The following is a 17131-nucleotide window of genomic DNA, read 5'->3' on the forward strand; positions in this document are numbered from 1 at the left end:
CGAGGTTGCCGGGGATGCCACGCCTGATGGGATGCAGCGCTTGTTGAACCAGGCGGCGTGGGATGTCGATGGGGTGCGCGATGACCTGCGTGCCTGGCGAACGCGAGGTCGACGGTTCCCGTCGGGCGAAGTGGAGTATCGCGCACGCCCGGCTGCCGGATGGGGTCGAGTTTGAGCAATACGTGCTGCGCGCGCCGGCCTCGGCGATGGCCCTCCTGATCGACGCCGAGGAGCGGGTGCTGTTGATGCACAGGCACCGGTGGGTAATCGACCAGTGGGTGTGGGAACTGCCCGGCGGGTACTGCGATCCGGATGAGGATCCGGTGGCGTGCGCAGCGCGAGAGGTTGAGGACGAGACGGGGTGGCGACCGACCGCGTTGAAGCCGCTGCTGGCTTTCCAGCCGTGGGTAGCGACGGCTGATTCCGCTCAGCACTTGTTCGTCTCCTACGAAGCGACGTTCACCGGAGCGCCCGTAGACGTCAACGAGGCCGAAGAGGTCGCCTGGATCCCGTTGGCGGAAGTTCCGGCGCGGATTGCCTCGGGCGAGATCGTGGGTTCGGCGTCGGTGCTCGGTTTGCAGGCAGTACTACTCGATCGCCAACGTGGCTGACCATTCGCCGGTATCGGGCGATGCGATCGCCCAATCATCGAAGGCGTGCCAGCGCCCCAGCCGCGGCGTCGGCGAGTTGCTCGTGTGTCCCTTCCACCAGGCGAGCGATTCGTTGGATCTGTTGGGGCAGGCGATGGACCTCGGCCGAACTGAGCGCTGCTTTGAGCACATGGACGGCATGACTCGCATCTCCTGCTGCGAGCAACACTTCGCCCGTCGTGATGCGTTCGATGATCCGCCACTGCGGGGCTACCAGGTGCGCGCTGGCCGCCTCGGTGCTGACGAGGTTGATCGCCTCGATGGTGCGGTCGGTTCGCATCAGTCCACGCAGCTGAACCTCGGTCAGCACAGTGGGGTTGAACAACGGGGTTGGGGCCAGGACGTCGCAGAGCCGGTGGGCGTTGATGAGGGTGTCGACGAAGAGTTGGGCGTGTCCGACTTCGGCTGCGGCTCGGGCGAGTTGGACGAGTGCGGCTGGGCGTTCGTCGTCGGATGCGATGGCGGCGGCGTGTTGGAGTCGTGTGAGGGCTGCGGTCTCGTTGCCGGCTTTGCGGAGTTCGTTGCCGTGGACGCGGAGTGCGTAGGCGTGCAGGTTCTGGTCGTCGAGGCGGCTGGTGATGTGGAGGGCGCGGCCGGTCCAGCGGGTGGCGGTGGCGAGGCGTTCTTTGGGGAGGACGTCGCCGAGGAAGACTCCGAGTTGGGCGCGGGCTCGGGCGAGGAGATCTAGGACGGCGTGTTCGGCTTGGCCTTCGGCGAGGCGGGCTTCGAGGAGGACGATGAGTGGCCACAGTTCGTTGATGGCTTCGGCTGGTTTGCCTGCGCCGCGGGCGATGATCGCCAGGCGGAGGGTGGATTCGCCGAACTGAAGCATGGCTTGATAGTCGGCATCGTGGGGGTCGGTGATGCCGAGGATGTGGCGGGGTAGGCCGAGGTGATCGGCGATGCGGCGGAGATCGGAGACGCTGGTGATGTGGCGGCGTTCGTTTTCCAGGGCGGAGATGTATGTGACGTCGTAGCCGAGGGCGTCGGCAAGCGCCTTCTGGGTAACGCCGGACAGGGTGCGGTAGGTGCGCAGAATGGCGGCGAGATTGCCGGTGGCGATGGCAGCCTTCGCAGCCACTGATGTCCACAGCCACAGCACTGAGCGGGTCGGCGCGGTGGTGGTCGGGAGCGGATGACCGGAGGTTGCGGTGCAGGCGATGCAACGGGCGTGGCCGGGTTGGACTGTGGCTCCACATTGGTCACACCGCATGATGGCCGCCCCCTTGGTGGCTAACTCGCGTCGAGCCGGGTGTACCAGTCGAGGATGGAGCGCTTGTAGCCCTCGGGCATCCGCAAACCTGGGACCTCTGCCCTGGTGAACAGCCCGGCTTCCTTGTGTTCGTGGCTGACGACGGGTGCCGCATCAGTGTGGACGGTGCAGCCGTAGGTAACGATGAGGACGTCAATGCCGTCGCGGATGTGGTACTGCCAGGAGTCGAGGATGGCCTCGACGATGACCGGCCAGCCGGATTCTTCTTCGATCTCGCGGGCAACACATGCGGCGGGGTCTTCACCGAGTTCGAGTTTCCCGCCGGGCAGTTCCCACTCGTCGCGCTCGTTGTGGAGTAGGAGCACCCGCCCGTCCTGGATGCACACGCCCTTGATCGACACGGGGAACGAGTGCGGGCGATACGGCTGCGGGGCTGCGGACACGGCGGGAATCCTCCACTTTGTCGGTGGGACGGAACGTAACACGACACAACTGGTGAGAACAGACGCTGTGACGCCGCTGGGGTTGACGGTTTGTCAACCCTGGCACCGTTTACGCCTGCAGATCGGGTTCCGGAGCCGCTTTGGGGCGGGGTTGACGTGTTGTCAATGCGTTTGCCCTTGTCAGCGCCGTTCTCTGGAACGCAGGGTGTTGCTACGACGACCCGATCGGTCCGACAAGGCGGTGTCCAACATGGATCACTTCTTCACCCGGTACGCCGTGGACGTGCAGTCTCCCGACTGCCGGACACGGCTGGCCTCGGCACTCACCAACCACGGCATCGCCACCTTCACCGGGCTCGCGAAACGCGCGCAGGCGCTGCGAGTCGCCGACGAGGTGCTGACGCTGGTGTCGCATCGTGACGCCGAAGCCGATGGGGTGACGGTGATCCGGGACCTTGGTGGGATCGCCGCTCGGCCCGGCTGTGCTGGGTTCGGGCATCAGGAGCTGCACCCGCATACCGAAGGCACCACACTCGCCCGTCCCCCGGCGGCGATGATGCTGGTGTGCGCCCGCCCCGCAGTCAGCGGGGGCGAGTCGCTGCTCGTCGATGCCGCCGCCGTCCACAGTGCACTCTTTTCCGTGGACGCTGACCTTGCGGCGGCACTCGGCGAGCCGCGTTCGGCGCTGTTCGGTGGGGGCGCCGGGCATCTCGGCACGGTGTTCAGCCCTGGCAAGGCCGGTCGGGTCGTCGTCCGCTTCCGCAGTGATCACCTGGTGAAGTTTCATCCCCGGATCGCCTGCAAGCTCCATGTTCTTCGAGAGGTCATCGAGCAGCACACGGTCCGCCTGCGGCTGCGGCACGGGGACGGGTTCTTGATCTCCAACACGCGTTGGCTGCACGCCCGGAACGCGTTCACCGGCCCGCGAGTCATGTACCGGGTACTCGGAGACCCGCTGCCGGAGCTTGACATCCCCAGCGGGTTCACGCCCACGAGGTCGGTCGAGTACACGACCGCGAGCTGAACCCCGCTCTCTGAACGGAGGCGCGGTGGCGTGCTGCCACCGTGGCCGCGTCGCCGCGCCTCAACCAACGACACCCACGATCCCTGGAGAGGCCAACGATGATCACCTACGGCTCGTTCCCGTTGCGGCACCGCACCATCAGCGTCCAGGGCGCCGCTGGCGTATCCACCGTGCAGCTGGTCCGCACCGAGCCGTGGGGCCCGTACGAGCTCGGCGTGGTCAAGCACATGGACACCAACCCCGCCCTGCACCTGCGCCCCTTGATCGCCTTCACCGAAGAGGAAGAGCGCGACTGCCTCGCAGGCGCTGTCGAGGTGTACCGCTCATGGATCTCAGCTGCATCAAGCCGCTGCTAGGAAGGAGTACGTGATGAGTCTCGCCGAGTCTTTACAGCAGGTGGCAGCTTTCGCGCAGAACGGCTTGCCGTTCGACGGCGTGTCGCTGTTGCGGGAGAAGCTGACTCAATCTCAAGGCTTCGTGCAGGCCCACGCCGCGGGCGGGATGCAGGTCCAGGGTCTGAATGCGGCGCATCAGGCGTTGGTCCAGGCGCAGGAACACCTCAACACTTGCGAGCAGATGATGCAGGCCGCGAAGGAGGCTATGGAGGGAGCCGTGCGCATGGTGGGCGGCGGATGAAGCGGTCCGGACTCGACCACAGCTCGAAAGGCCGGGCAAGGAATGAAGGCGACGCACCGTGAGTACGTCAGGGCGATAGCCGTGGGCGACTCGGACAAGATCCGAGAGCTGGACGACCTGATTCCTGAAAGCGAGTGGGAAGAGTTCCACACGTACGTAGCAGCGTTCTTCTCCCTCATGCTTGAGCAGCGATTCGCGAACGACTCCTCCCGTGACGCCATCTCGGCCTTCGTCAACGAGATGCGCTCCGACTACCGCAACATGGAACCTCCGATGAAACCTCTCATGGTCGAGGCCGTGATCCGGGCTTCGGCCGGGGAGGAGCACTTGTTTAGTGAGGTCCCCCCACGGGACACCGTGGACGCTCACTTTCTCGTGATCGGGAAGATCGCCCGGCAGTCCGATGACGTCCAGACCCGCCTGGACCACTACCTGTCCGAGGCTGAAGGGCTGGCGGCCCAGTGGGCCGTTGAGGACACATAGACACTGACGCGTACGGCGAAGCTCCGGTATGTCGCGGGACCAGGTCGCAAACTCCAGTGCCCCGAGGACGAGGTCGGTGAGGTCTTCCAGCCGACGAGCCGGTTGGAGAACGCGTCCCGCGCGGTTGCGAGCTAGAGGACGCCTTCACCGGTGTTGACGCGGGTGGCATCAGCGACCCACAACCGGTTCGGGGCCGGATCGTGACACGGGTTCTGGCGCGTTGACCCGCCCTTTCCAGCCTCTGCGCAGGAACGCTCCTTGCATGTCGGGTTCGCGCATCAGGCGCTCGACACGCTTGCGAGACAGGTGGATCTCGCGTCGTTCGAGGATCTGATGGACGCGTGGGCTGCCATACGTGTTGCTGGAGTTGTCGCAGATCTCATGGAGAGTTCTCGAACCGACTGCTGCGGCCCAACGTGACGGGCACGTAGAAGACGGCACGAGAAAAGCGCCGGCCCAGAATCGGGCCAGCGCTTCGCCACGGCATAGGCGTACCCGGTTACACCGGGCAGCTTCCGATCCTGACCCACGACCCACACCGGGTAGTGCAGTCGTATTGGACCTGACATGTCATGCGGTACTGGGACGTCCCGATGCATTTGTACCTGTACAAGGTCTCGGCGGGACAGCGTGCCTCCGCCTGAGCCTTCGGCATGAAACGGAATAGCAGTGCGTCGCCTGCCCTACTGAGAGTCTTCATAGTGCGGCACCTTCTTCCCAAGACGGACCTAGCCGCCGGTTGGCGGCTGATGAGTGTTGCGGGGGTGTTCGCCAGCAGGTGAAGCCTGCGATTTCTTAGCGCGTGAGACATCTCCCGAAGGATCAGTCTTCCCAAACGGGGAGGGATGCACGAGGCGCGATACCGGCGGGACAGAGGCAGGATGATCTCGAAGAGTCACCACAGGAATCCAGGGACCGTCCACCCGGACGCGGCCTCCGTACCTCAGGACGAGCTGCCAGGGCTGCACCCTGTGGACCTGCATAGGATTCGGTACGACCAGGCTGGCGGATGAGGGCGGGTGGCGACGAGGTGCCGAGGATTCTGGACGTGGACATCCGGCTCGACGGGATCGAGATCGACGGACGGCTCCACGACTTCCCGATCCCGCTCGCCGATCTGGAGGCGCTGCTCGACGAGGAGCCCGACAAGATCGACGGAGCCGGTGGACGACGCGGGGGTTTCTGGTCCTGGCGTGAGACGGGCCTGACGGCGAAGCACACCGACGGGATCCACGTGCTCAACCTGCGGTTGAGGGTCGACGGTCCCGCCCACCGGGTGCGAATCGAGGGCCGCCCGTTCGACGAGGAGTTCGGCCCGACCGGCCCGACCTACCCGAGCCGCGATCTCGGTGCCGGGTACGTGGGGGTCCGGCGCACCGACCCGGGACCCGACCAGCACGTCGCGGACGTCATCGTGGAGCAGAAGGTCCGGCGCCCGAAGAAGAAGACCGCCCCGGCGAAGAAGAAGCCGACACCGGTACCCGACGCGGTCGAGTTCACCGACCTCAACTTCAAGCTCCTCGTCGTGCAGGACCTCATGTACGACAAGGGTCTGCTCGGCCCCTCCTTCGACCTTCGCGGGTTCGTCGACGGGTTCACCGGCCGCGACATCGACATCGACGCCGAGGGGCACGCCCCGATCCCGGAGGCCCTCGCGTACTTCGCCGAGCTTCCCGTGCCCCGCGCCTTGCTGAGCGAAGTCGTCGAACTCGAACAGGACGGCGGCAACGACGTCTACATGCAGATCGCCCCACTGTGGAACGGCGAGGACGACAGCTTCGACGTCACCGACTTCAGCGACGTCGAACTGCTCCCCAACCTCAGGTCGATGACACTGACCGGCGTCGGCGAGGAGACCCTGGAGTCCCTGCGGAAGAGGGGCATCGAGGCGAACCTGCTCTGAACCGGCGGCTTCGACCTGGCGGGGACACCCGCCGCGTTCAATGCGCCCTCTCACAGCGGGGTGCCATGGTGTTCGTGATCGCGGCCTGGAGTACAGACCACCCACACTGCATGGCCATCGGAGACGCGGACGCTCACGCCAACACTGAGCCAAGCCGCCGCCGTCCAGCTGGACGGCGGCGGCTCCTCATATGGGGAAGGCGCGATGCCGGCGACAGAAACGCCTACCCGGACATCGCACACCAGCCTCCGCGTCCTCAGTCGAGGTACCGGGTCGGGTCCCTCCGAAGAGGGGCCATACTCGTCCCACTGGCCCAGTACTCGCCAGAAGACGGGGGCGCCGCGGGGCGCGTTCCGGTCGTCGACGTGTTGTGCTGAGCCGTCCCAGCGGGTGAGGGCCGGTACCAGGCGATCGCCGCCTCACCCTCACCGGACGACGCGGTCGAACCGCACTCCGGCGCGACCATGCCGTTGGTGCCGGTGTGGACCCACGTGTCGGGAAGCCAGCCGCGGTCGGTGCGGTCCCACAGGTCGGAGTCGCCGTAGGGGCCGCCGGTCACGGTCTCGCCCCTGGTCTGGCACTGGATCTGCACGATCTCCTGGTAGGCGTATGCCGCGCCGACCTTCGCCGAGTCCATCCGTGTCTCGGCGCGCGCGTAGAGGCCGTTGTCGGAGATGATCGTTCCTGCGATGGTGCGGGGCGGCGCCGAAGAGTCCGAGGAGTCCTTTTCGGGTTCGCCGACCGCGTCGCCGCCCTTCTCCGACTCGCCGACCGGGTCGCCGCCCTTCTCCGGCTCGTCGACCGGGTCGTCGCTCTTCTCCGGCTCGTCGAGGACCTGCTGCTTGTTGTCCTTCCAGCCAGGTAGGTACACCAGCCGGTTCGACCAGGACGTGACCGCCGGGTCGATCGGCTTCATGTCGAGGATCTGCACCGCGTCGGCGAAGGGGTTCCCTGCTGCGTTGAAGGGGGCCCCGACGGTCTTCATCGGCACGGCGTCGGCCACCATCGTCGTGCAGGACTCCATGAGCCTCTCGCCGTACACCGCGTCCCGGTTCTTCTCCACCAGGGTCCGCATGACCGCGTTGTTGTGCAGGTCCATGGCGTGCGCCCACGGTTCGATCAGACCACTGGGCGCGCCTTCGGGCAGTTCGTGGGCCCAGCCGAGCTTGTTGGCGTAGGCGAGCGTGGTGTGCCCCGAGACCGCGCCCATCCACAGGCAGTGCCGGGCGGCGTCGGACCGTCCGTTGAAGACGCCCTCGGGGTCGTTGTAGACCTTGCGGTCGTTCTCCCGAGCCCAGTTGGTGATGCCGTCGGCCTGCAGGCACATGACCCAGTTGTCGTCGCACGCGTCACGCTCCTGGATGCTGCGCCCGCACCACTTTTCGGCAGTGAGGAGCAGCCCCGCCGGAACATCGGTCTTGTCATCGCACTTGCCCCACTCGGCCGACTTCGCAGCCGGAGTCGCCTGTGTCGGCTCTGGCACCGACTCGGCGAGGGCGAGCACACCGGCCGCCAGACCGAGCATCGCCGCTGCCGCGCCGATCGCCTTCCTTGAGAACATGTGGGATCCTTTCGTGTCCACTGTGGCCGCTCATCCGGCGGCACTGAGCCAAGGCTGTGCCGACACACCCCTTCCGACCAGCCCTTTCGGACACTCGGAAGCCGACTCGGACACTCGGAATCGAAAAGGACGAGGACCTCCGTGCCCACCGAACCCGATGAGCTGCACGCCCGCTTCGCCGCCGACATCGCCGCCCTCAAGGGCAAGCTCACCTGGACCCAGGTGCAACACCGGATCCGGAAGACCACCGGGTCGCCGCCACCGAGCGTCTCGATCCTCAGTGCGGCCGCCGCACCCGACCCGAACCGGCCGCCGACCTGGAACACCGTGCGTCTACTGGTGACCGCGCTGCTGCACGACAAGCTGTCCCAGGAAGAACTGGGTGCGGCTCTGGACGGGTGGCGGCGGCGATGGGAGGCGTTCCGCCAACCGGTCGCGCACGACATCGCATCGCTCCGGGAGAACCCGCCGCCGCCGGTGTCCGCCCCGCCCGCCCGTCCACGCCGCACGGCCGCGATCGTCATCGCCACCTCCGTGGTGGCGGCGGTGGTCGGTGGCGCGATCGTGTGGGCGATGCGGGAGGGAGGGGCCACGGCCGGCGACGAACCCTCGTCGCCGGGATCATCGTCCGGTGGGGACTCCTCGTCACTGGGATCACCGTTCGGTGAGCTGACCGGGTGGTCGCAGATCGTCGGTCCCGGTTGCGAGGACCATTACACCGGCCATTTCGCCAACACCATCGACGGCGACGGCTGGCAAGACACCACCGGCGGCTGGGCGCAGGATGGTTGCGACGGGGCCGCCAAGTGGACCGCCTCGCCCGGACAGTCCGGGCCGAGCATCGACTCCTACGTCTGGCAATGGATGCCACCGGCCGATGCGCCCGGGGCGCCTGCCGGTTCCGACCTCACCTGCCACGTCGAGGTGTACGTCCCGGCGGTCGAGCAGGCCGCCGGACGAGCCACCTACTCGGTGTCCACAAGGGATAACGCGGGATCGGCGGACACGCGGCTGCCCGGATCGACGGTCCAGGTGGTCGACCAGTCCGTCCGGCGCGGCTGGATCGACCTGGGTGCGTTCACCACGAGCGACCGCACCTTCGCCGTCACCGTCTTCGACGACGACCGGGGCACCGCACCGGTCGCCCTGTCCGCGGCCCGCCTGCGCTGCTGACCGGCACGCTACGGGACACGACATCGCTGCAGAACCCGGTTTCACTGGATAGACCGTTCGCAGATACCGCGCCAGCTACGGTATCCCTGGGCGTGTCAGCGGCGGCCAAGGCCACGTCGTGACCCACCTGCATCACCCGGATTTCCCCGACGACATTCGTCGCGCGGTCGAAGGGCAACGCACCGGCTGGCAACGCCAGGTCAGCGCCCCTGGCACCGACATTTCGTTTCAGAACCTACAAAGGACTACTGCGCACCCCCCTCCAAACCGCGCACGCATCCCGGGAGAAACGCCGAACTGCCGCACGCGCACGAGCCTGCATCGGCGACCCGAGAGGTCTCGGCTGGTACTTCGGCGAACGCGGCATCGCCTTCGGTCCCGACGTCGATGCGCCACCGGAACCAGCCGACCTCTGGGACTGGTCGTGGGACCTCGGCGGCCAGCGCACCGGTGTTCGAACATGGCGCATCCGGCTGCACCGTGACACCGTGCGCGCCTTCCTGGTGGCGTTCATGACCGGCGAGAACCTTGCGAGCGTCGCGTGGGGGCTGCGAGTCCATCGTGGACGGTCTGCACGGGTGGGTGAATCGCAGCCCGTGGAGGTTCCCAAAGCGCGCTCGGTCAGGCACCCTGTCGGCATGTCCGCGCAGGAATACGTCTTCGATCCCGGAGTCGCGTTCACGCTGGTGGTGGTGGCCGTGAGCGCGTTCGTCATCGGACTGTTCGTCGGCCGCAGCCAGCGCCCCACGCATCGGCCACTGCCGCCGCCGGACTTTCAGCTCTGGCGGCCTACGGCGCCCTTACCTCCGCACGAGGTCTGGGCTCCGCCCGTGTCCCCACCGGCCCGAGCGCCGCCCTCGCGCGAGGTCTGGGTTCCGCCCGTGTCGCCGACGCGGGCGTCGCCCCCGCGCCGGCCGGGCATGCCCACCCCGGGCGAGATCTGGTGGGCAACCGTCCCCTACCGCGACGGGACAGGGCAGAAGAGACGCCCATGTCTGGTCCTCCGCACCCATGCGACCAGCGTCGACGTACTGAGCATCACCAGCCAGGACAAAAGCCATCGTCACGATCACGTCGAGGTGCACCGAACAACGTCGTGGGATCCCAAAGCCACCCGCAACAGCTACGTCGACCTCGCCCGGACGATCAACCTGCCCGACACGGCGTTCGAAGCTCGGGCCGGGACCTGCTCCACGCGGACCTGGACATACGTCACCCAACACCATGACACCGGATGGGCCGGCGGAGCAGGGCTCGGGCCTGCCCCCAGGCAGTGGTGACTTCCCCCGGCGCGACCGGGCTTGTGGATGCGGAGCGCCCCCGGCTGCGAGAGGTGCGTGCCGGGGGCGAGGACGTACGGCCGGTGTGACGTTAGATGCGGTCGGCCTTCAGCTCGGCCAGGAAGCCCTGGAACGAACCGGCGTCGACAAGCAGCGTGGAACCGTTGCGGTCCTTGGTGTCGCGGATTTCCGGGGAGCCGTTGTTCAAGCGCAGCTCAACGCACTGATTCCCGGAGCCTGCGCCGCTGCGGGTGGACTTCTTCCATGGGGAGGTGGTCACAGCTCGAACTCCTTCATCGGAACAGCCAGCTTCAGCGTCTCCGTCCAGGAGCGCTCGTACAGTGCCAGCACAGCGAGCCGTTCGTGATATTGACACTCGCTCCGTGATTCTAGGTACACGACCTTCGGGTATTCATCCCTATTGAACTCCATGATCGTGTACTTGCCCTCCATCGACGGGTGCGGCCCGGCGCTGAAGGGAACGATGAAGATGCTGACCTGCGGTCCGGCATCGAGTTCGCGCAGATGGCCAACTTGGGCGGCCATCGCCTCCGGTCCACCGACGATGCGCCTGAGCGCACCCTCGCTCATCACGAGATCGACCACCGGCAGTGGCTTGCGCCCCCAGAAGCGGTTGATCCGTTGCGTTCGGAACCTCACGTGCGGATCGGCTTGTTCGCCGATGAGGCCGCCAGACTCCTGGACCGCCCGAATGTAGGGCTCAACTTGGAACAGACCATTGACGTACTCGTTCTCGTAGAACCGCAAGCGCGACGCCGCGCCCTCAAGGTCCAGGTAGGTCTGGAACTGCTGCGGCACGTCGAAGGGCACGTACCAGCCGGAGACGAGGCAGGCCTTGGCCATCCGGGCGAGTTCCTTCACCTCGTCGGCCGGTGCCCCGTACAGCTTCGCCAGTTCCTGGATCTCCGGCCACGACGGTTTGGGGGACTTGCCGCCTTCGAGCTTGTACATCTTCGGGATCGACATGATGTCGGCCACCTCGATGTCGTCAAGGGACAGACCGGAACGGTTGCGCCACTTCCGGAGTTTGACCCCGAGCTGGCGCCTGGTAAGGGTAGGTGTCTCCGCCATTTCGACAGGATGCACGAACAGTGCCCGCAATTGAGTCTTCTCGTTGACACGCCACGACTTCTCATTTTGATAAGTCGCGGCATGCGGTTTTGACAAGGCGTGTCGGTCAGATTGAAGTGTGGCTTGAACAGCCGAAACTCCGTAGCGTCCCCGACCAGAACGCCTCGTTCGATACGTCGGGCAACGTGACGGCAGTGCTTTCTGCCTCGCGGCCGAAACCGAAAGGTGGGGACTATGAAAGAGAAGCACGCGAGGGGACAGCGGCCATGAACTTCCCGAAACGCTGCTCCTTTCCGGGCGCCGCGACCGTCGCTGGCCGGGCTCGTCAGGCCGTCCGTTGCGAACAGCACCAAGGCCGTGAATGCCTGAGCGAGCGGACCGCGACGTGGCTGGCGTCGGCCTACGGCTTGCAGCGGTTGCGTTGCGCGGCAACGGGTTCGTGGCATGTCCGCAACGCCGAGGTACACCGCCGCGACCGCGTCGACGCCCGGATGCCGATGACGCTGCGGCTGGTGTCGATCCGAAAGGAGACGAGGCGGTGAGCGGGATGCGCGTCATCGAGTTCGTCGCCGGAAACGCCATGGCGAAGGTCTACCGGGCCGAAGGCGCCCGGCTGAGCGAACTCACGGTGTACCGGATCGGCAGCCTCGGGCATCCCGTGCTCGTCGGAACCCTCCACCACGCCGACGATCCCGACGCCTCCGACTGGACCATCAGCGGCGACTACCCGATCGACCGTGATGAACGGGAACGGGTGCGTGTCGTGGCGCTGCTGGCCTGGCGCTCGAAGTTCGGCCACGACGACACCCCCGGAGAGGAACCGAGCCATGTCCACGATCGATGAACTCACCGGGCTCATCCAGACCACCGAGGACCGCATCACCGACGCGATCAGCGCCGCCAACGCGGCCATCGAGGCGGGAGAGGGCCTGCTGTCGACATTCCAGGGAGCCGGTGACAGCGGTTCGTTCGGACGCGCCCGCACCGTCATGGACGGCATCGACGAGCTGACCGGCAAGCTCGTCGGCCTGCAAACTGACAGCGGGGACCTGCGAGCCGCGGCCGACTCCATCAGGGAGTAGCCGCCATGAATGACTTCACTCATTCCGGAGGAGCCGCCATGCGCACCCCAGCCCTGACCAGACCCATGTCCCGCCGGACCATCTACGATCGCGCCCTGCGTCAGGCCAGCGCCCTGCTCGGAGTCTGCGCTCACGACGGCCAAGCCGACCACGGACGACAGCTCCTCGACGGTCTCCTGACCGCGTTGCACGACCTCGGCATCAACCCCACACCGATGTCTCTGGGCGATGTCGCCGCGCCGCCGAAGGGGAACCTCACCGCCCGGCAGATGCAGATTCTGGTCGGCATGAGCCAGGGCAAGAGCAACGCCGAGATCGGGCGGGAACTCTCCGTCTCCGAGGACACCGTCAAGACCCACGCCCGGCACCTGTTCCGCAACATCGGGGCCAGGGATCGCGCCCACGCGGTGGCCCAGGCTTTCCGTACCGGATTGATCTCGTGACCCACCCAGATCACGTCACTGGTTGTTCCTACCCGCGCAGCCGTACGCATCGGCGGACCCCGGCGCGCCACATCGGCGAACGCCCCGGCCCGGCAGCGCCGGGCCGGGGCGCGTGGCGCTCGCCCGTAAGTCAGGCGGGCACGAGCCAGCTCGGCCGGAACCGGCGGAGCACCACGGCGCAGGGCGAGCGGTAGTTCAGGTCGTACTGCGAGGGGTGGTCCTTGAGGACCCTGCGGGCCTCGACCAGGGCGAGGATGATTCCGGTTCCGGTCGACGTCAGGGCCGCGTAGCCGCCTTCGCGCAGGTTTCCGGCGAGGTTTCCTTCGCTCGACAAGGGGTCCTCGCTCAGTGCTTCGCGGTACTCGGTCCAGGTTTCGCCGTCGTCGGGGCTGGCGCGCAGCGTCATCGCGTAGCGATTGTCGAGCGTCTGGCTCGCGGAGTTGAGGTGGATCAGGTAGGGGGCGCCGTTGATCGAGTGGGAGATCTGTGCGGCGTGGCAACCGGGGTCGATGATCTGGGCGCGCCAGTACTCGTCGCCGAACATCCGCCAGTCGCCCGGGTTGCCGATGGCGACGCGACGGGCGTGGGGGTAGGTCCCTGCGCCCTTGATCTCGCGGTTCAACGCCCGGTAGTTCAAGATCAGTTGCCCGTCCGACCGCTCCGCGACAGTTCCCTCGCCGTACGGCAGTCCGGCCAATCCGTTGGGGACGCGGTGACCGACCCAGTCGCCGCCGGGCTCCTTGATGATCAGGCGTCCCTTCGCCGGGATGACGAGGCTTCCGTCGGCGCGCTGGATCCCGTTGCCGGGCCCGATGAAGTCGTTGGTCGGACGGCCGTCGCCGGATCGCCGGTTCAGGTCGTTGCGCACGACCGGATCCGTCCACGTCGCCCCGTTGTCGTCGGAGGTGGTGAGGTAGACCTTGGGGTCCTCGTCCTGGAGCGACCCGGGTTGCCGGCGCAGCATGAAGCAGTAGAGACGCCCGGTGGTCCGGTCGTGGACCAGCGTGGAGTTCGCCCAGCTGTAGAGGGTCGCCCCGGCGAATCCCGTCACCGGGCTCCAGGTCAGCCCGGAGTCGGTCGACCGGCGCATCAGCAGGTTGTGGTTCCCGCTCTCGTCGGCGACTCCGTCCGGCCGGCCCTGGGCGATCGCCACGACGACGCTCGAACCCGGGATCGCGAAGATCGCGCCCATCCGGACCGAGTGGTAGAAGCCGCTGCCGCTCGGCTTGGGGATGGCCGCCCCGCCCGCGCGGGCGTCGCCGAAGAGCATCTTGCTCTCCATCCCGTCGGGATCGAGGGCGAACGCCTGTCGCGGGAACGCCGCCGCCACCCCGCTGAGCCCGAGTGCGGCGGCCCCGGCCGCTGCGAAAAGTGTGCGACGCGATAACGCCATGACTCGTCCCTCGCAGACCTCGTAGGAAGAAAGGCCGGGCGAAGCCGTCGGCTTCGCCCGGACCAGCTCAGCCTGCAGGGACGAAGCGGGCGTCACAAGGCGGTGTACCGGCGGGCGGGAGGCAGTCGGGTCACCTCGCGTCACCGTGCGATGGCGCGTTTCAGGCCACATATGACCGAGGACCGACCGCAAAGCGGTCGGTCCAAGTGGCTGAGCGAGCCGTTCTACGCGTTCGGGTCCCACTCCGCGAGCTGGTCCATCGGCGTGGTGTCGCCGGTGACCTCCAGGCTGTCGAACGGGACGCGGTCGTAGAGGTAGAGGACCATTTCGCCGGCCGTGCCACGCACCGTCAGGTCGCCGGGTTCGGCGTCGGGGTCGAGGTCGTCGCTGCGGACGCCGTCGGCGTTGAGGGTCAGGCGCCAGGAGCGGCCCTCGGTCGCGTGCATGTCGATGGTCGCCGGCTTGAACGGCCAGGGGACGTTCGTCGCCGCGACGGTCGTCAGGAACTCGTCGACGCCTTCGACCGCGACGTCGGTCGGCAGCGGCTGAGCGGCGCCCTGGGTGAGCTGCGCGTCGTAGGTGTGCACGGCGAGCTCCTGGACCTGGTGCCGGGCCAGGGCCCCGCAGTTCTCCGGGGCCTGCGAGCGGCCCCACCAGGTCCAGCAGCCACGGTCCGGGCCGGCCTCGCGCATCGCGGCGAGCATGAGCTCGGTCGACTCGGCGAGCCAGGTGTCCAGGGCCGCGTGGTCGCGGGGCGCGGTCGGGGCGCCCGTCGGGTCCGTCTTCGCCGGGGGCTGCGCGCCCGGGCCCGCCGCGACGATGGCGGCCTGACGGCGACGGCCGTCGCCGACGTGCTGCGCCAGTTCGCGCAGGTTCCAGTCCGGGCAGGACGGGACCCGGGCGTCGAGGTCGGGGGCGGACGCGATCGCGGCGCGGAACGCGGCCGAGCGGTCTTCGATCAGCCGCAGGACCTCGGGGAACTCCAAGATTTTTTGCACGCGTATGTCTATCACGGTGCCCCGGGCGCCGGTAGCGAGTATCTCGGGCGGGGCAGCGGTCAGGTGAGCAGGGGTGCGAGGTAGCCGCCCTCGGCGTCGAGCAGGCCGGTGAGCAGGCGGCACGGCCGCCAGTCCTCGACGCGTTCCTGTGGGTTGTCGATGGCCAGCCAGATGTCGAGGTCGCGGAGCTGGTCGAGTATCGCGGCGCCGTGGATGAGCGCACTGCCGTGGATCGGGTCCATGGCGCCAGCGGCGATCGCGACCGCGGCGGCACCCGCCTCGGAATCGACGCGCTGGCCTTCGTCGGATACGCGGGCCTCGCATACCAGGCGGCACAGGTCGATCTCGACCGGACCGAGCACGGCGAACTCGAAGTCCAGCAAGGCGACGACCTCGCCGTCCCACAGGGCGTTCATCAAGGCGAGGTCACCGTGGTTGACGACCTGCTCGGCCTCGGGTGCGGCCCGGAAGTAGCCCTCGATGACCTCGTGAAGCCGCGACCGCTGCGCGTTGGACAGTCCCAGTGCGGCCTCGGCGCGCCTGGCCGCCGCCGTGGCATCGTCGAGTGCCGCCGGTATGTACCCCCCGTGCGATGCGACGTGGGTCTGGAGAGACGGGCTCGCGTCGTGCACGGTCTGGGCCCGCGCCCACAGCTGACCGACCGCCTGTCGTTGCTGGGCAGGGGTCAGCGCCGGCCATGCCTCGTGCAGGTTCTGGCCGTGGACCTCCGCGGTCACGATCCAGCCGTGCCCTTCGGTTGTGCCCTCCGCGAGGATCTTCGGGTGCCCGACCGCCGGTGGCAGGGCACGTGCGAGCGCGACCTCGCGAGCCATGTCAACGGGGGTGTGCGCGATGCGCACGGCGATGCCGTCGCCGACCCACGTCGCGTTGGAGTACCCGTTCGCGCGCCGCATCCGCGCGAGGTCTCCGCCGTGGTGGGCGGCCACCTCGGCGGCCACACCCTGGACGACGGCCACTCGGGACGGGTCGCGATGCTGGTCGAGTGGGTGGGTTTCCGCGCTGGGCTCGTGGACCATGCGGGGATCTTGGCACAGGCGGTGCCGGTGATGATCCGGTGGCCGGGGTGGCGACGGGCTCCTCACCGGCGACTCGGCCCGCCCGTCAGGTCTTCTTCTTGGCCGAGCCTCGGGCGTGGGCGGCGCTCAGGTCGAGGGCGATGGCCAGGATGAGGAAGGCGGCCCAGGCGTTGACCGGGGCGAAGAGGAGCGGCTCCTGCTCACCGACGCTGTTGGCGATGAGCCAGATGACGAACCAGAGAAATGTCATGCCGATTCCCTTCACGGCGGTCCCGGCCGAGTACAGCCGGAGCCCCCTCGGCGAGGGGGCGTCCACTGTGATCGTGCGGTCCGTGCTCGGAGTGCGGCAAGATGCGAAAGTCCCTTGTGTACAGACGTTCGGTGCTCCGGTCAGGCCCTCTCGTCGGATTCCACCACTTCGCTCGCGCCCTTCCTCGAAAACGCCGCCCACAGGTTGAACGCGATGATCCCCACCCCGAAGGCCCCCCACAGCCAGATGAACGCCCCCGCGTCGGTCCCGAAGGTCACGAATCCGAAGACCAGCAGGGCGACTCCCGCGACGGCTCCGAAGACGGCGGCGGGCTTGGACGGGCGGATCCTTGAGACGAAACCGGGCATGTCTCCTCCTAGGGAAGTCGGTGTTGATCACATGCCCATGACGCGGCGAGCGGAAACCATCCCTTGTGGACGCACGGGTGGGACAGAGGCCGCGGAGCGCGC

The 17131-nt window shown here is 67.6% G+C and carries 22 protein-coding genes and 1 pseudogene; 12 read left to right on the forward strand and 11 right to left on the reverse strand.

What is annotated here, in order from left to right:
• Positions 1–80: 80 nt before the first annotated feature.
• The gene (locus HNR73_RS36290; RefSeq protein WP_260337669.1) at positions 81–611 is read left to right on the forward strand and encodes an NUDIX hydrolase; all 531 of its coding nucleotides are present in this window, start codon (positions 81–83) and stop codon (positions 609–611) included.
• A gap of 34 nt (positions 612–645) precedes the next feature.
• On the opposite strand, the gene HNR73_RS36295 is transcribed toward HNR73_RS36290, so the two are convergent.
• Together HNR73_RS36295 and HNR73_RS36300 are read right to left on the reverse strand one after the other, a co-directional pair.
• Positions 646–1752 (reverse strand): helix-turn-helix domain-containing protein, encoded by a 1107-nt coding sequence (locus HNR73_RS36295; RefSeq protein WP_239122354.1) that lies wholly within the window; start codon positions 1750–1752, stop codon positions 646–648.
• A gap of 131 nt (positions 1753–1883) precedes the next feature.
• Entirely contained in the window at positions 1884–2306 is a 423-nt protein-coding gene (locus tag HNR73_RS36300; protein ID WP_239122355.1) for an NUDIX hydrolase, read from the reverse strand.
• Positions 2307–2556: 250 nt separating this feature from the next.
• Between HNR73_RS36300 and HNR73_RS36305 the strand changes: the two genes are divergently transcribed.
• The 4 genes from HNR73_RS36305 to HNR73_RS36320 all read left to right on the forward strand — a co-directional run bounded on the left by HNR73_RS36305 (position 2557) and on the right by HNR73_RS36320 (position 4449).
• Positions 2557–3330 carry a TauD/TfdA family dioxygenase gene (locus tag HNR73_RS36305; protein ID WP_184792603.1) on the forward strand — a complete coding sequence of 258 codons (774 nt, stop codon included), beginning with the start codon at positions 2557–2559 and terminating at the stop codon, positions 3328–3330.
• Positions 3331–3428: 98 nt separating this feature from the next.
• Positions 3429–3686 (forward strand): hypothetical protein, encoded by a 258-nt coding sequence (locus tag HNR73_RS36310; RefSeq protein WP_184792604.1) that lies wholly within the window; start codon positions 3429–3431, stop codon positions 3684–3686.
• A gap of 13 nt (positions 3687–3699) precedes the next feature.
• Positions 3700–3966: a hypothetical protein gene (locus tag HNR73_RS36315; RefSeq protein WP_184792605.1), complete on the forward strand. Its 267-nt coding sequence runs from the start codon at positions 3700–3702 to the stop codon at positions 3964–3966.
• 42 nt (positions 3967–4008) lie between these two features.
• Positions 4009–4449, forward strand: coding sequence for a hypothetical protein (locus tag HNR73_RS36320; RefSeq protein ID WP_184792606.1), 441 nt, complete (start codon positions 4009–4011; stop codon positions 4447–4449).
• Between the two features lie 168 nt (positions 4450–4617).
• On the opposite strand, the gene HNR73_RS41300 is transcribed toward HNR73_RS36320, so the two are convergent.
• Positions 4618–4986: an IS3 family transposase gene (locus HNR73_RS41300; RefSeq protein WP_373316648.1), complete on the reverse strand. Its 369-nt coding sequence runs from the start codon at positions 4984–4986 to the stop codon at positions 4618–4620.
• 511 nt (positions 4987–5497) lie between these two features.
• Here HNR73_RS41300 and HNR73_RS39280 point away from each other — a divergent pair.
• Positions 5498–6352, forward strand: coding sequence for a DUF6892 domain-containing protein (locus tag HNR73_RS39280; RefSeq protein WP_203686881.1), 855 nt, complete (start codon positions 5498–5500; stop codon positions 6350–6352).
• A 256-nt stretch (positions 6353–6608) separates the two neighbouring features.
• Here the strand turns inward: HNR73_RS39280 and HNR73_RS36335 are convergent, their stop codons facing one another.
• The gene (locus HNR73_RS36335) at positions 6609–7913 is read right to left on the reverse strand and encodes a DUF6973 domain-containing protein (protein WP_184792608.1); all 1305 of its coding nucleotides are present in this window, start codon (positions 7911–7913) and stop codon (positions 6609–6611) included.
• Positions 7914–8054: 141 nt separating this feature from the next.
• Between HNR73_RS36335 and HNR73_RS36340 the strand changes: the two genes are divergently transcribed.
• Together HNR73_RS36340 and HNR73_RS41075 are read left to right on the forward strand one after the other, a co-directional pair.
• Entirely contained in the window at positions 8055–9086 is a 1032-nt protein-coding gene (locus HNR73_RS36340) for a hypothetical protein (RefSeq protein WP_184792609.1), read from the forward strand.
• Positions 9087–9574: 488 nt separating this feature from the next.
• Positions 9575–10366, forward strand: a complete 792-nt coding sequence (locus HNR73_RS41075; RefSeq protein WP_239122356.1) for a type II toxin-antitoxin system PemK/MazF family toxin — start codon at positions 9575–9577, stop codon at positions 10364–10366.
• 91 nt (positions 10367–10457) lie between these two features.
• Here the strand turns inward: HNR73_RS41075 and HNR73_RS36350 are convergent, their stop codons facing one another.
• Positions 10458–10646 carry a DUF397 domain-containing protein gene (locus HNR73_RS36350; RefSeq protein ID WP_184792610.1) on the reverse strand — a complete coding sequence of 63 codons (189 nt, stop codon included), beginning with the start codon at positions 10644–10646 and terminating at the stop codon, positions 10458–10460.
• Entirely contained in the window at positions 10643–11458 is an 816-nt protein-coding gene (locus HNR73_RS36355) for a helix-turn-helix domain-containing protein (RefSeq protein WP_184792611.1), read from the reverse strand. The genes HNR73_RS36350 and HNR73_RS36355 overlap by 4 nt, the downstream gene beginning before the upstream one ends.
• Positions 11459–11724: 266 nt before the next feature.
• On the opposite strand from HNR73_RS36355, the gene HNR73_RS36360 reads away from it, so the two are divergent.
• The 4 genes and pseudogenes from HNR73_RS36360 to HNR73_RS40445 form a co-directional block, all read left to right on the forward strand.
• Entirely contained in the window at positions 11725–12000 is a 276-nt protein-coding gene (locus HNR73_RS36360; RefSeq protein WP_184792612.1) for a hypothetical protein, read from the forward strand.
• Positions 11997–12302 (forward strand): hypothetical protein, encoded by a 306-nt coding sequence (locus tag HNR73_RS36365; protein WP_184792613.1) that lies wholly within the window; start codon positions 11997–11999, stop codon positions 12300–12302. Before HNR73_RS36360 ends, HNR73_RS36365 begins: the two co-directional genes overlap by 4 nt.
• Positions 12286–12540, forward strand: a complete 255-nt coding sequence (locus HNR73_RS36370; RefSeq protein WP_184792614.1) for a hypothetical protein — start codon at positions 12286–12288, stop codon at positions 12538–12540. Before HNR73_RS36365 ends, HNR73_RS36370 begins: the two co-directional genes overlap by 17 nt.
• 236 nt (positions 12541–12776) lie before the next feature.
• Positions 12777–12983: pseudogene (locus tag HNR73_RS40445) on the forward strand (response regulator transcription factor); the annotation flags it as partial.
• Positions 12984–13113: 130 nt separating this feature from the next.
• Here HNR73_RS40445 and HNR73_RS36380 read toward each other — a convergent pair.
• The 5 genes from HNR73_RS36380 to HNR73_RS36400 all read right to left on the reverse strand — a co-directional run bounded on the left by HNR73_RS36380 (position 13114) and on the right by HNR73_RS36400 (position 17029).
• Positions 13114–14376, reverse strand: coding sequence for a sialidase family protein (locus tag HNR73_RS36380; RefSeq protein ID WP_184792615.1), 1263 nt, complete (start codon positions 14374–14376; stop codon positions 13114–13116).
• A gap of 224 nt (positions 14377–14600) precedes the next feature.
• On the reverse strand, positions 14601–15374 hold the full coding sequence (locus HNR73_RS36385; protein WP_184792616.1) for a maleylpyruvate isomerase family mycothiol-dependent enzyme: 774 nt from the start codon (positions 15372–15374) through the stop codon (positions 14601–14603).
• Between the two features lie 59 nt (positions 15375–15433).
• Positions 15434–16411 carry a phosphotransferase family protein gene (locus HNR73_RS40450; RefSeq protein ID WP_184792617.1) on the reverse strand — a complete coding sequence of 326 codons (978 nt, stop codon included), beginning with the start codon at positions 16409–16411 and terminating at the stop codon, positions 15434–15436.
• A gap of 85 nt (positions 16412–16496) precedes the next feature.
• On the reverse strand, positions 16497–16661 hold the full coding sequence (locus HNR73_RS36395; protein ID WP_184792618.1) for a hypothetical protein: 165 nt from the start codon (positions 16659–16661) through the stop codon (positions 16497–16499).
• Positions 16662–16801: 140 nt separating this feature from the next.
• Positions 16802–17029, reverse strand: coding sequence for a hypothetical protein (locus HNR73_RS36400; protein ID WP_184792619.1), 228 nt, complete (start codon positions 17027–17029; stop codon positions 16802–16804).
• Positions 17030–17131 lie beyond the last annotated feature (102 nt).

It is taken from the genome of Phytomonospora endophytica (assembly GCF_014202425.1).
Classification (GTDB): Bacteria; Actinomycetota; Actinomycetes; order Mycobacteriales; family Micromonosporaceae; genus Phytomonospora; species Phytomonospora endophytica.